Origin of the sequence: Devriesea agamarum, assembly GCF_900070355.1 — a bacterium.
In the GTDB taxonomy this organism is placed as follows: domain Bacteria; phylum Actinomycetota; class Actinomycetes; order Actinomycetales; family Dermabacteraceae; genus Devriesea; species Devriesea agamarum.
In genome coordinates, this window is sequence record NZ_LN849456.1 from 421,254 (window position 1) to 433,503 (window position 12,250).

12 protein-coding genes and 1 tRNA gene are annotated in these 12,250 nt (G+C 59.4%); 7 read left to right on the forward strand and 6 right to left on the reverse strand.

Annotated features, from left to right (window positions below; translation table 11 throughout):
* Positions 1-78: 78 nt before the first annotated feature.
* From BN1724_RS01780 to BN1724_RS01800, 5 genes are all read right to left on the reverse strand, one after another.
* Positions 79-828, reverse strand: a complete 750-nt coding sequence (locus BN1724_RS01780) for a succinate dehydrogenase/fumarate reductase iron-sulfur subunit (protein WP_058233977.1) — start codon at positions 826-828, stop codon at positions 79-81.
* A complete protein-coding gene (locus BN1724_RS01785) occupies positions 825-2,780 on the reverse strand; it encodes a fumarate reductase/succinate dehydrogenase flavoprotein subunit (RefSeq protein WP_058233978.1) in 1,956 nt (651 codons plus the stop codon). Before BN1724_RS01785 ends, BN1724_RS01780 begins: the two co-directional genes overlap by 4 nt.
* 5 nt (positions 2,781-2,785) lie before the next feature.
* Positions 2,786-3,511 carry a succinate dehydrogenase cytochrome b subunit gene (locus tag BN1724_RS01790; RefSeq protein WP_058233979.1) on the reverse strand — a complete coding sequence of 242 codons (726 nt, stop codon included), beginning with the start codon at positions 3,509-3,511 and terminating at the stop codon, positions 2,786-2,788.
* Positions 3,512-3,602: 91 nt separating this feature from the next.
* The gene (locus BN1724_RS01795; protein WP_058233980.1) at positions 3,603-5,153 is read right to left on the reverse strand and encodes an ABC-2 family transporter permease; all 1,551 of its coding nucleotides are present in this window, start codon (positions 5,151-5,153) and stop codon (positions 3,603-3,605) included.
* The gene (locus tag BN1724_RS01800) at positions 5,150-5,836 is read right to left on the reverse strand and encodes an ATP-binding cassette domain-containing protein (RefSeq protein ID WP_058235688.1); all 687 of its coding nucleotides are present in this window, start codon (positions 5,834-5,836) and stop codon (positions 5,150-5,152) included. The genes BN1724_RS01795 and BN1724_RS01800 overlap by 4 nt, the downstream gene beginning before the upstream one ends.
* Before the next feature lie 268 nt (positions 5,837-6,104).
* Between BN1724_RS01800 and BN1724_RS01805 the strand changes: the two genes are divergently transcribed.
* Positions 6,105-7,307, forward strand: coding sequence for a sensor histidine kinase (locus BN1724_RS01805; RefSeq protein WP_058233981.1), 1,203 nt, complete (start codon positions 6,105-6,107; stop codon positions 7,305-7,307).
* A 9-nt stretch (positions 7,308-7,316) separates the two neighbouring features.
* Entirely contained in the window at positions 7,317-8,021 is a 705-nt protein-coding gene (locus BN1724_RS01810) for a response regulator (RefSeq protein ID WP_058233982.1), read from the forward strand.
* A gap of 48 nt (positions 8,022-8,069) precedes the next feature.
* Here BN1724_RS01810 and BN1724_RS01815 read toward each other — a convergent pair.
* Positions 8,070-8,143, reverse strand: a tRNA-Pro gene (locus BN1724_RS01815).
* Between the two features lie 343 nt (positions 8,144-8,486).
* On the opposite strand from BN1724_RS01815, the gene BN1724_RS01820 reads away from it, so the two are divergent.
* The 5 genes from BN1724_RS01820 to BN1724_RS01840 all read left to right on the forward strand — a co-directional run bounded on the left by BN1724_RS01820 (position 8,487) and on the right by BN1724_RS01840 (position 12,198).
* Positions 8,487-9,239: an MBL fold metallo-hydrolase gene (locus BN1724_RS01820; protein WP_058233983.1), complete on the forward strand. Its 753-nt coding sequence runs from the start codon at positions 8,487-8,489 to the stop codon at positions 9,237-9,239.
* A gap of 123 nt (positions 9,240-9,362) precedes the next feature.
* Positions 9,363-9,995, forward strand: a complete 633-nt coding sequence (locus tag BN1724_RS01825; protein WP_058233984.1) for a GNAT family N-acetyltransferase — start codon at positions 9,363-9,365, stop codon at positions 9,993-9,995.
* Between the two features lie 226 nt (positions 9,996-10,221).
* The gene (locus BN1724_RS01830) at positions 10,222-10,761 is read left to right on the forward strand and encodes an FHA domain-containing protein (protein WP_084252668.1); all 540 of its coding nucleotides are present in this window, start codon (positions 10,222-10,224) and stop codon (positions 10,759-10,761) included.
* 8 nt (positions 10,762-10,769) lie between these two features.
* The gene (gene ftsR, locus BN1724_RS01835; protein WP_058233985.1) at positions 10,770-11,465 is read left to right on the forward strand and encodes a transcriptional regulator FtsR; all 696 of its coding nucleotides are present in this window, start codon (positions 10,770-10,772) and stop codon (positions 11,463-11,465) included.
* A gap of 148 nt (positions 11,466-11,613) precedes the next feature.
* Positions 11,614-12,198, forward strand: a complete 585-nt coding sequence (locus BN1724_RS01840; protein ID WP_058233986.1) for a MerR family transcriptional regulator — start codon at positions 11,614-11,616, stop codon at positions 12,196-12,198.
* Positions 12,199-12,250 lie beyond the last annotated feature (52 nt).

Consider the following 12,250-nt stretch of genomic DNA (forward strand, 5'->3'; position numbering starts at 1 on the left):
GCTGACAAAAAGGGGGGGACGCCGAGATGTCGATCGGCGTCCCCCCTTATGTCTTAGACGGCAAGCCGCCCACCCGACCTAATCATCTTTATGGCGCAGCACACGACGCAAGCGTTCCCGGTTGACTGCGGCGACCGCACTGAGCGGGATGCCTGCCGGGCAGACTGGAACGCATTCGCCGTAGACGGAGCAGGGACCGAACTCGGCCTCCAGCTCATCTCCAATCGCTTGTGCCCGGCGGCCGCGTTCCTGTTTGGCATTGGGGAAGAAAGTCAGATGCATAAGTTTGGATCCGGCAAACAGGTTTGCGGCTCCATTTGGACAGGCCGCTACGCATGCGCCGCAGCCGATGCAGGCGGCAAAATCGAGACCAAGTTCCGCCTCGTCATGGGTGATGGGCACGCTATCGGCGTCGGCTGCGGTTCCCGCGTCTACGGCAACATGCCCGCCCGCCGCAATGACTCGATCTAAGGCAGAACGATCCACGGCGAGGTCACGCACAACCGGGAATGCCGCCGAGCGGAACGGTTCAATCCGCACGTGGTCACTGCCTAAACTGCGCACATGCTGTTTGCATGAGGGAGTGTTTGGAACCGGACCATGCGGAACACCATCCACGGTGACGCCGCAGGTTCCACAGATCCCTTCGCGGCAGTCAGAATCGAAGACCACAGGTTCATGCCCATCGGACACCAACTGTTCGTTGAGCCGGTCAAGTAGCTCCAGCAGCGACATGTCATCGCTGGCGTCATCCACCCGATAGGTTTCAAAATGGCCGTTACTGGACGATGTTTGCCGCCAGATGTCGAGCGTAAGAGTCCTGGTCATGCGTAGTTCCTCGTCTGCAGTGGGACGGCTGTGAAAGTGAGTGGTTCAGCGTGCCGAATCAAACGGTCGGGTGCATGTTCCCACGCAGATACAAAGCACCACTCCTCATCATTGCGAAGTGCTTCACCCGAGTCGGTTTGATGCTCAGCCCGGAAATGTGCGCCGCAGGACTCATCGCGGTCCAATGCGTCAACGCACATCAGATGAGCGAGGTCGAGGTAATCGGCCACTCGGCCGGCACGTTCAAGTTCCTGGTTGAGGCGATCCCCGGAGCCGATCACCTTGACCTGCGACGCATACGATGCCCGCAACTCCTCGATCTCCTCGATTGCCTGGATGAGTCCGTCGGCCGTGCGAGTAACGCCGCAACCGCGATAGAGGATGTCTCCGAGCTCACGATGAATAGAGTCGGGGGAGCGGGTTCCTCCCGGAGCAAGAAACGCGTCGATCTGCTGCTGAACGTCCGAGAGCGCCGCGAGCACAGCGGGGTGGTCCTCGTCGAGAACTGATTCCCCGAGGTGGCCGGCGAGATAATTGGGCACGCTGTACGGGAGCGTGAACCATCCGTCCACGCATGCGGACAGCAGTGAGTTTGCACCCAGACGATTTGCGCCATGATAGGACCAGCTCGCTTCACCACCGACGAACAAGCCGTCGAGGTTCGACATTTGGTCGTAGTCCGTCCACAGGCCGCCCATGGCGAAATGCGCTCCCGGAGCGATGCGCATAGGCACCGAGTACGGATCGTCGCCGGTTGCGTTCTCGTACATTTCGAGTAGGTTGCCGTAGCGCTCAGTGATGACATTTTTACCGAGCCGCTGGACCGCCTGCGTGAGATCCAAGTACACGCTGTTGCGCAGAGGCCCCACGCCTCGGCCCGCATCAATTTCATGCCGGGCGGCCCGTGAGGCGACATCGCGCGGTGTCAGATTTCCAAATGCCGGATAGCGACGTTCCAGGTAGTAATCGCGATCCTGTTCTGGGATGTCGTGCGGAGCTCTGGTATCACCAGGCTTCTTCGGCACCCAGATCCGACCGTCATTGCGCAGTGATTCGCTCATCAAAATCGTTTTGGATTGCCACGGTGAGCTAATCGGCAACGCGGTCGGATGGAACTGAATGAACGACGGGGATGCGAACAGTGCGCCCCGTCGGTGGGCGCGAAAGGCCGCTGTGACATTGGAGTTTTTCGCCAAGGTGGATTTGGCGAAAACGTTGCCGTAGCCGCCGGAGGCAATCACCACCGCGTGAGCGGTCACCGGATAGATGCGCCCGGTCAGCAGGTCCCGCACGATAATTCCGCGGGCTCGACCGTCGGTAACGATCAGATCCAGCATCTCCGTGCGGGTATGAAGCGTCACGGTGCCGCGCGACACCTGCCGTTGCAATGCCTGCGAGGCTGCAAGCTGTAGCTGCTGACCGGTCTGACCTCGGGTGTAGTACGTGCGGGACACCTGGACGCCGCCGAAAGACCGGGTGGCGAGCTGACCGCCGTATTCCCGGGCGAAGGGTGCCCCAATTGCCGCCATATGGTCGATCACGCGACAGGATTCTTGGGCCAGCCGAAATGCATCGGCTTCCCGGCCTCTGAAGTCGCCACCTTTAACGGTGTCTTTGACGAATCGTTCCAGTGAATCGTTATCCACTTTGCGAGCCCGCGACGCGTTGATCCCACCCTGAGCGGCCACGCTGTGGGCGCGACGCGGCGAATCGTGGAAGGTGAAGGAGTCAACCTGGTAACCGAGCTCGCCCAGTGCGGCTGCGCAGCCCGCCCCTGCCAGTCCGGTGCCGATCACCAGTACCCGAAACTTTCGGCGGTTTGCCGGAGAGACCAGACGGTACTCGAACCGGCGACGATCCCATGCTGTGACGGGGTCACCGGTCGGTACGTGGCCATCCAGTTCACCGCCGAGGGCTCGGTATTGCGATAGCTGATCCGTCATTGACTGCATGTCACTCATTGCAACACCCCTAGCAAAACGAATACCGGAATCGACGCGTTCGCGATCATCACCAGCACAGCTACCGCACCCGAGACCACGAGGGCCACCTGGCGGGTCCGCTGACCGGTCACGCCGAGGTCGTGCGCCGCGGTCCAGATCCCGTGGGAAATGTGCGCGGCAAGGATGACCATGGCGAGGATGTAAAACGCCGCCGGCAAAGGCCTTTGGAAACTCGCAATTAAGTTTTCGTAGGCGTAGCTCTGGGCTGTTGTCGCATGTTCAAACCCGCTGCTTGCAAACGGGTGAGTGCCCGTGGTCAGATCGAGAATGTGGAAGATGATGAACGCTAAGAGCACAATGCCGGTGACCAGCATCGTCCGCGCGGTAAATGACCTCAACCCCATGTTTTTACGGCGGTGCGGACCACGCGCCTTGCGAGCCCGCGCCGCGAGCACCACCGAGCACCCAACATGCGCGATCAAGCAGAGCAGGAGCACCACCCGCATAATCCACAGCAGAGCTTCGTAGGGTAGCAACGGCTCAAGCCCTGCGCGCAACCAATGCGCATAGGCGTTGAAATCATCGGGGCCTAGAAACACCTTCAGATTGCCGATCATGTGGACGAACACGAATGCTGCAAAAATCAGCCCCGTTATCGCCATGATCGTTTTGCACGCGAAATTAGAAAGTCGCGCCCGCCCCTTCGCAGACCCGGCTGTATCCTGCGTCACAGCTGCCATGTGCCGAGCCTACGCCCGTTCGACATCTCATGCCGGGACCTTTGGGTAGAAGGTCACGGGGCCGGGGTGTAGAGGCAGAGCTGTTCGGTGTCTATCCCATGTCCGAAGTGTTTTTAGCGAGTCTGTGAATGCTGGCTGCGCTGAAGATCGCTGTTGCGAGCACGGCTATGACCAGTGTCAACAGGAGGCTAGGGTCGGTGAGGTTCGCGGCCCAGCTCCACGGGACAAACAACCCAACCTGATGCCGGAGCGCCTGGTTTCCTCCAACCAGCAGACCCGCGATGGTCCCCGCAACCGTGATCATAAGAGTGAGAAGTGTTCCGGCGGTAGACATGAGCCAGGTGCTGAAGCTCAGCAGCATCATGCCGAATATCGAAAGCGCCGCGATAGCGCGCAGGAGCCCGCCTATGGTCGGCGTGAGACCGTACGCCGCAAGTACGGATCCGATCACCGCAAGAACAACGATTCCCCCCTCAATTGTGATCAGTCGCAAAGCATGGGTTGTGACCGACGGTGCACGAGTGGCGACCGCCCGCATCCCGCCTTGCCAGCGAGAAATGGCGATGGTCGGCAAAATGCCGCACCCAAGGGGAAGAATAAACAGACCGAACACCAATACCGTGTTGTCAGGTGTGAGATATAGGCGCAGCCATGCGATCACGGCGATGCAGGCAACTACGAGAACTCCGATCCCGGAGCGCCGAAGCGCCGCACCGCAGACCGAACGCCCGCATGGAATGGTGATCCGCGAGACACGTGCTGATGCTGATCCACGTTCCCGATAGTTAGCCGGGGGTATGCGTCGCCCGTTGCGATGGGGGATTGCCGCACGACGCATCCTGTGCTCTGACCACCTTGCTAGCGCCACGCGAACGAAGCATAAGAGAAGTCCAATCGCGATGGACAAGGCTATCGCCCACCCCGTCCCCGACACGGGTTCTCCACCGAGCGCCGTGCCATTCGCATGCGTTCCCAGGAGCGTAAGAGTAGGCCTGATCAGCCAAGCTGACGGCACAAATGGCCACACAGAGGTTTCGGCCGTGAGCACACCACTGATGACAACGATGAGAGCTGTCACAACAGCTGCGGCTGGGCCAGCAGCTTCAGTAACCAGCCTCAGGCAAACGATATATCCGACGGCTGCTGCTAAGCAGATCGCAGTGAGTGCCAACATGTCCCGTACGGGATCGAGGATGCTGCCGAGTGATAAACCTGTGAGGATCCAATAGCACAGTAGCGCTGTCAGAAAATGCGTGAGATACAGGACGAGCGTCCACCACAGGAGAATCAGCGACCCGGCTGCTGACTTCAGCGAGGGATCAACGGCCCGCACAGATAAGACGCGGGCAGAATTTCTTTCGACGATGCAGATATAGGCCGCGACGGCCGCGAGAAATCCGGGACCAATCGCGACGACCCACATGTTTTGGTGAGCTAGAACCCTCTCCCATGAGACTGGTCCCGACAACACCAGCAGGCCCATCGTGAGACCAGAGATAATTAGCGCCACGGCCCCCGCGGCCCAAATGGGGGATCGCAACCAGACACTAAACCAAGCGGAGACGACAGCAGAAGCGCGAGCGGAGGCAGCGACAGTGCCCTGTGCGCCGCAGTCCATGTCCTTTGACCTGACGGAGCTCATGCGAGCACTCCTGACGTCGCCGCAAAATATGCGCGCTCCAGGTCACCGTCTGGCGCGAAATTCACCAATAAACCTGAATATGCGGTTTGGCCGGAGACAATGCAGGTAATCTGGTCGGCAACCGCAGCAACTTCGCTGAGCACGTGGGAAGAGAACAACACCGTCCGACCGCTGCGCCCGAGCGCTTTAACTAACTCGCGCACCTCCCGAACCCCTTCTGGATCTAGACCATTTTGCGGCTCATCGAGAATCACGAGTTCCGGGTCTCCGAGTAGAGCAATCGCGGTTGCTAGACGACTTCGCATCCCCGTGGAGAACTTGCGGGTGCGACGGTGTTGAACCGATGTCAAACCAGTAACCTCTAGGGCTTTCTCAATGGCCCCGCCACCGACGCCGATCAACTTCGCGTGCACGGCGAGATTCTGTCGGGCACTGAGGTGAGCGTAGAAGCTGGGACCGTCAACCGACGCTCCAATTCGCGCCAGTGCTGCCCGCTTCCACGGCTCACCAAATAGCGTCACCGTTCCCGACTCCGGGGGTAGAAGCCCCAGAAGTGTACGCAACGTCGTCGACTTTCCGGCGCCATTCGGGCCCAGCAAACCCGTGACGGTTCCCGGCTGCATCGTAAGATCCACACCGCGAAGAACCTGCTGGCGTCCGCGGCGTCTCCATATCTGCCTCATCTCCACGATCACACGGTCAATTGTTCTACCACCAGCACAAACACACATCCATCGACCGTGCCAGTATCGGTAGGGCACCGCTCATCCTTCGATAGGAGGAGGTGGGTTACGAGCAGGTATCCTCCCATCGAACCAGTGATGTTCGATGTGGGTATTCCTGGTAGTTGTCGTTGATAATCTCGGACGTGGTCTTGGCGCCGCGAGGAGCTCTCACGATGATCACGAAGTGCGCATGAGCGAGTACGGCAGGGTGGTGAGCTAAACAGTGATGGCAGGACGAGAACTGTGTGCGGCCATGCGGCGCACCATGCCGGCGGACCGCGTGCTCGCGGGCTTCGGACTGTTGATCGCGGGGCTGTATTGGGTGATAGCACTGAGCCCGGATTCCCACTCGCAGGATTTGGTCGATGTGGTCATGGCGATTGTGAACACCGGGCTCGCAATCTGCCTTCTTATCCGCAATGTCTTTCCGATTTCGGTCGCGGTTGCCACCGGGATTTGGCTAGCAATTATGGCCGGCACCGACTTGCTGACCGTATCCCCTTTAAGCACCTCTCCGCTGCTCATCACCGCTCCACTAGTGCTGCTGACTCTCACCAGATACGCACCGTCTCATGTCCCGGGAATTATCGCGCTCGTGATCGGTGTGGTCGGAAGCCTTATCAGTCCTGTCGTGCAGAGCGCGGTGGCGCCGGGATGGGCATATGCCGCGCATGTTGCTGTCCTCGCTGTTGCGTATCTGTGGGGCCGTTGGCGCAGACAGGAGTCAGAATTTCGCGAACGCGAACTGGAAGCGAACGCGGAGCTTGCGAGGGCGGAGGAACGAAACCGACTCATCGCAGAGCTTCACGATATTCTCGGCCACAGCCTCACTGTGATCTATGCACAGGCCAATGCGCAGGTTGCCCGCAACAGTTCCGACCCGGACACTCGAGAATCCCTCCGTGCGATACGAGATGTCTCGAAGTCAGCTTTGGGTGACCTGAGATCGCTCGTGGGGTCAACCGCCTCAACTGCCGATTCTCCACCGACTTCTCCGCCAACCGGGATAGTCCAGATCCCGAATCTGCTCACATCGGCTCGGATGAGCGGGATTGAGATCAGGGCCCAGATTCCCGATGGACCTGGGCTCTTGGAGTTGAATAAAGAAATCTCTCCCCGGACGAGTCTTACTATTACTCGATGCGTCCAAGAAGGACTCACCAACGTTCTGAGGCACGGTGATTCAGCCCATGGCATCGATATTGAGTTATCTCGAGACTCGCGCCAGATAGCACTGCGTATTAGCAACGCCATTCCTCAGCATCACCGAGAGCGCCCTGGGTCCTCTGGTCTGGGTCTAAAAAATCTCCGGGCGCGGGTGACTGCGCTCGGAGGGCATATCGAGATCGGACAGGCCGAGCGTAATCAGCGGATGTTTGAGATGAAGGTTTATCTGCCTCTCGAGGGTGCAAGCTACGGTAAGAGCTAAGGAGGCGTCGTGCCGATACGCGTTGGAATTGTCGATGATCAGTCCTTGCTCGTGTCCGCATTCGCTGCTCTCGTCGAGACAGCGTCAGATATGACCGTGGTGGCGACAGCACTCAGTGGCGCGGAAGCGCTTGAGATCGTCTCGACCACTGATATCGATGTGCTCCTCATGGACGTAAAAATGCCGGATATGAGCGGACTGGACATCACTCGCGTCATCGCCGCCCGGGCCGATAGACCTCGCATCCTCATGTTGACGACTTTCAACATCAATGAATATGTGACTGAAGCCCTCCGATCCGGTGCGCGCGGATTTATCTTTAAAGACGCCAACTCCGAGGAGTTTCTTGACGCCATCCGAAGTGTCCACGCTGGACGGATGGTTCTTGCGAATGAAGCTGCGCATCATGTGGCGGAAGCGCTAAGAGTAAGACCTGATGGAGTCGGGGCCGAGGATGCAACCTCCAAACCGCAGACCCATTCCGGCGCCGAACGGGGTGTCTCAGTGGATACGGCTTTGAGGGATCTGAGGGTGCGACTGACCCCGAGAGAGCAGCAGGTCCTCGTTTTGGTTGGCAAAGGTCGCACTAACCCGGAAATTGCGAGGGAGCTATTCATTGCCGAGACCACGGTGAAGTCCCATGTAAGCAGCCTGCTATCAAAACTGGGATGCCGTGATCGGGTAGGGCTTGCCGTTCTCGTAAACCGGCGTTAAGTGCAGCAAAGCCCAGGTGAAAACACCGTTCTCACCTGGGCTTATCTGTCGGGCTGACAGGATTTGAACCTGCGACCCCTTGACCCCCAGTCAAGTGCGCTACCAAGCTGCGCCACAGCCCGTCCGGCCCCGAAGGACCGAGAAGCAGCATATCCGAGCTTGTGGCAACATGCGAACCGAGAGGCTGTGACGCCCGACACCGATGTGGGTGTTCTCATTTTGGCGTCGTCGATACCGCGCAGGTTTTGCTCTGCGATGTCCTTGCCCGCTACGGTGTGCTCGGTCTCGATTGCTCTGCATTGAGCCTAGTCAGCGGCCAGTTTTCCTGTCGGTGAGGGAATGAGTGCTCGCACTATGTCCGACTCGAGCTTGTATGCCCATCACACCCGGCGTCGTGACGGCGCGCCACCGCTCGAACCTCGACCTCCCCATCATGTCTCCAACCCCGTTCGGAAGGTTTGTCTTATGTATACACTTCACCAGGCTGCTCCTGGCGTGTTCTTTGCGGAAACTGCCCTGGTGAACTGGGTGATCTTGCGTGATGCTCGCGGGGTCACGCTGATCGACACGGGTTATCCCGGGCAACGCGACGATGTGCTGGCCTCGATTCGGGAAACGGGAGCTGAGCTGGCTGATCTTCGGGCCATTTTGATCACGCACGCCCACGTGGACCACTTGGGAAGCGCCCAGTTTCTGCAGGAGACCTACGGGGTTCCTGTCTATGTGTCGGCGCAGGAAGAGACGAATGCTCGGGGCGTAGAGCATTTCAGCTTGACGGCTGCGGGCTTGCTGCGCCGCATATACAAGCCCGGTGTTTTGCCGTGGTTGCGCAAGGCTCTCACCGTCGGGGTGCAGAAAAAGGCTCATGTCAGTGCTCCGACCATTTTGAGCGCGCTGGCGCTTAAGGATCTTCCCGGGTCCCCAACTGCTGTAGTGACACCTGGGCATACCCCCGGGCATACCTGCTACCACCTCGCGGGCCAGGGCGTTTTGGTATCGGGTGATGCGCTTGTGACCGGTCATCCGATTGCGCGGAGCAATGGCCCACAGCTACTTCCGGCGATGTTTGACCACGACCGGGAGAAAGCTGCCGCTGCGTTGCAAGTGATCGGGCAGGTCGATGCCAATATTTTGCTTCCCGGGCACGGGTCGATGATGCGCATTACCGCCCGCGAGGCGTGTCAGGCGGCGCAACGAGCACTCGGTTCAACGGGCTGATAGCAAGCACCACGCCTAATGGCCCCACCGTATAGTCCCCACCGTGCGGCTACGCCTAAGGTACGCAAGGCCACGTATGCGCAGCGTTTATAAGAATCTGTGCAGCGTTTATAGGATGGCGACATGGTTGAGCCGATCCCTTTGCGCCTTCGCCCATGGCGGCGTAAGGACGCGGAGGAGCTGTGCCGGCTGTGTGTCAGCGATCCAGAGCTTGAGCGGCAGTTTCCGTCACCACTTCGGACTGTTCGTGACGCACGGGCTTGGATTGAGCGGTGGGCACTCGGGGTCACACCCAGGGCTACCGCGGCCCAGGATGAAGGGCAGTATCAAGACAGCGCGCGTGATCGCCTCATTCTCGCGGTGACCCACGAGCACACCGGCGCTGTTCTCGGCAACGTGGCGGTGGCGTACTTCGACAGGCATCGCAATGGTTGGTTTTCTTATTGGACTGCGAAAGAGATGCGGGGGAGAGGCGTAGCCTCCAGAGCAGCCACGGCGTTTGCGAATTACCTTCTCCGATTGGGTATCGCGCGTCGGCTAGAGCTTGGTTACCGGGCGAACAATCCTGCATCGGCAGCGGTCGCCCGGCATGCGGGATTTGTCGTCGAAGGCCGTGAACGCGAGAAATTTGTTATTGACGGTGATGCCGTGGATGTGATCACCTGCGCCCGCCTCGCGAGGGACCCTTGGCCGCATGAACCTGCGAATGTGCACATCGCAGCATTGAGGTCGTCGGTGCCCACTTTGGGTGCCTAACTGGTTTGCCTGGTCAAATGATCCCCAAGTCTTGTTTACCCCTGTCTTTTTGTGTGTGCGCACAGCCCCTGCACATGTCACTATGAGGGGACCTTGCTATTCAATGTGAACGCACTGGATACAGCTTGGCGACCGTCCGCTATCGATTCGGTTGTCAGCACATGGAGTCGCAAGGTTTTGGAACGTTACACTATGTACTTGGCGCAGCAGGGGAAGGCAGGTCACCATGACTGAGATGACGGGGCGCGACCCAGAGGAATCGGGAGCTTCCGCAGCCCAGCCGGGCCGTGAACGCGGCGATGCTCATTCAGGTCATACTCACGACGCTCGTTTGGATCAGACCTCAACTCTGCACGCGCTTTCACTAACTGACTTCGCTGATGAGATCGAACACGGTCTGAGTGTTCAGGATCGTCAAGCTATTGATGCTCTTCCGCAGGGCTCCGCGTTGCTCATTGTGCGCAAAGGCCCTAATCTCGGGGCTCGCTTCCTTCTGGACGCTGATAAGACGGTGGCCGGCCGCGGGCCAAAAAGCGAAATCTTTCTCGACGATGTGACGGTGTCGCGTAAGCACGCGGCATTTTTGCGGGACGGGGACTCGTTCTTGGTGCGGGATCTCGGATCGCTGAATGGAACCTATGTCGGGCGGGATCGGGTCGATGAGGCGCGGCTTCTGCCGGGCCAGGAGGTGCAGATCGGGAAGTACCGTCTCACCTTCCATCCCTGTGACCCCTCTGTCCCGGATGACTTCGCGGGACGGGGCTGACGGCATCTATGGCAGCATCGGCGTCACGGCGGGCGTCGTCGACGACCGGCAGGCTCAGCATCGGCCAGGTGCTTGAGCTTGTTCGCGATGAATTCCCTGAGCTCACTCATTCCAAGCTTCATTTCCTCGAAGCTCAGGGTCTCATTACTCCTGATCGCACCCCGTCGGGTTATCGGAAGTACAGTCGTGATGACGTCGATACCCTGTTATTCGTGCTTCGGGCTCAACGCGACCGGTTCTGGCCGCTGAAGGTCATCAAGGAACACCTCGCGACGAACGGGCCCTCCTCTGAGGTGACCTCCATCGCTCGTCATAGCGGACCGAGTGCGCAACCTGTTCGGGTCAAGTTTGATCGGGTCGGTATGTGCCGCGAAGCCCAGATTGACGAGGAGTTCCTGGCCGAACTTGAGGAGTTTGGTTTTCTTCCGCGCCGCGGTCTGTTTTTTGGCCAGGCTGATGTGGAGATCGCTCGTGCGGCCCGGGAACTTGCCGACGAGGGCCTGCATCCGCGCCATCTCGTCATGGTTCGGACGGCTGTTGGGCGTCAGGCTCATATGCTGCGTTCTGTTGCCGAGCCTCGGAAGAATCGTAAAAGCGCCGATGCTCATGGGGAGGCCGAAACAGTGGCTCATGACCTGGGGGAGTCGTTAATAACGTTGCATAATGCCTTACTGCGGGTAACCCTCGACGTGGCTCAGGAGTGAGAACCTTCCAGACGTGAGACCGGTGTGGCGCATTCGGCATGCGACACGCCGCCGGTAACGCCCTGCCGGTCATGGTCGTATGGCGGTAGTCTTGAGGTCAAGGTCCTTGCTTACTTCCCCCTTGAAGGACCCATAGACGGAGGTTACCGTGAGTTCGACTGGTCCATTCAATAGGACAACCCAGTCCAGCGTCCCCGCCGACTCGGTGCAGGGAGTGCTGTTTGACGAGGTTGCGGATGCACCTGACGAGTTCGGCTATCGCGGTCCCGCCGCATGTAAAGCGGCCGGTATTACCTATCGTCAGCTCGATTACTGGGCGCGGACGGGTCTGGTGGAACCAAGTGTCCGCTCGGCGTCAGGATCGGGTACCCAGAGACTGTATGGCTTCCGGGACATCCTTGTGCTCAAGGTGGTGAAACGGCTGCTGGACACGGGGGTGTCGTTGCAGCAGATCCGGGTCGCCGTGGCAGCTCTGCGTGAACGCGGTGTGGATGATCTTGCGCAGATCACCTTAATGTCAGATGGTGCCTCGGTGTACGAATGCACGTCAGCTGAAGATGTTTTCGACTTGGTCCAGGGGGGCCAAGGCGTATTCGGTATTGCGGTAGGCCGGGTGTGGCGCGAAGTTGAGACCTCGCTGGCCGTGCTTCCGAGTGTCCGTGCCGATGGGGACCAGGAACTGGCTCTTCACGACGAGTTGGCGGCGCGGCGTCGGGCCCGCATGACAGGCTGACCCTCACCCAGACCTACGGTGACCTCACGACACAGTGAGGTCTCGATGATCC

Coding starts and splice junctions, on each gene's coding strand:
- ftsR (WP_058233985.1), top strand. CDS start 10,770: ATGGCAGCATCGGCGTCACGGCGGGCGTCGTCGACGACCGGCAGGCTC.
- BN1724_RS01820 (WP_058233983.1), top strand. CDS start 8,487: ATGTATACACTTCACCAGGCTGCTCCTGGCGTGTTCTTTGCGGAAACT.
- BN1724_RS01805 (WP_058233981.1), top strand. CDS start 6,105: ATGGCAGGACGAGAACTGTGTGCGGCCATGCGGCGCACCATGCCGGCG.
- BN1724_RS01780 (WP_058233977.1), bottom strand. CDS start 828: ATGACCAGGACTCTTACGCTCGACATCTGGCGGCAAACATCGTCCAGT.
- BN1724_RS01830 (WP_084252668.1), top strand. CDS start 10,222: ATGACTGAGATGACGGGGCGCGACCCAGAGGAATCGGGAGCTTCCGCA.
- BN1724_RS01825 (WP_058233984.1), top strand. CDS start 9,363: ATGGTTGAGCCGATCCCTTTGCGCCTTCGCCCATGGCGGCGTAAGGAC.
- BN1724_RS01800 (WP_058235688.1), bottom strand. CDS start 5,836: ATGAGGCAGATATGGAGACGCCGCGGACGCCAGCAGGTTCTTCGCGGT.
- BN1724_RS01785 (WP_058233978.1), bottom strand. CDS start 2,780: ATGCAGTCAATGACGGATCAGCTATCGCAATACCGAGCCCTCGGCGGT.
- BN1724_RS01790 (WP_058233979.1), bottom strand. CDS start 3,511: ATGGCAGCTGTGACGCAGGATACAGCCGGGTCTGCGAAGGGGCGGGCG.
- BN1724_RS01795 (WP_058233980.1), bottom strand. CDS start 5,153: ATGAGCTCCGTCAGGTCAAAGGACATGGACTGCGGCGCACAGGGCACT.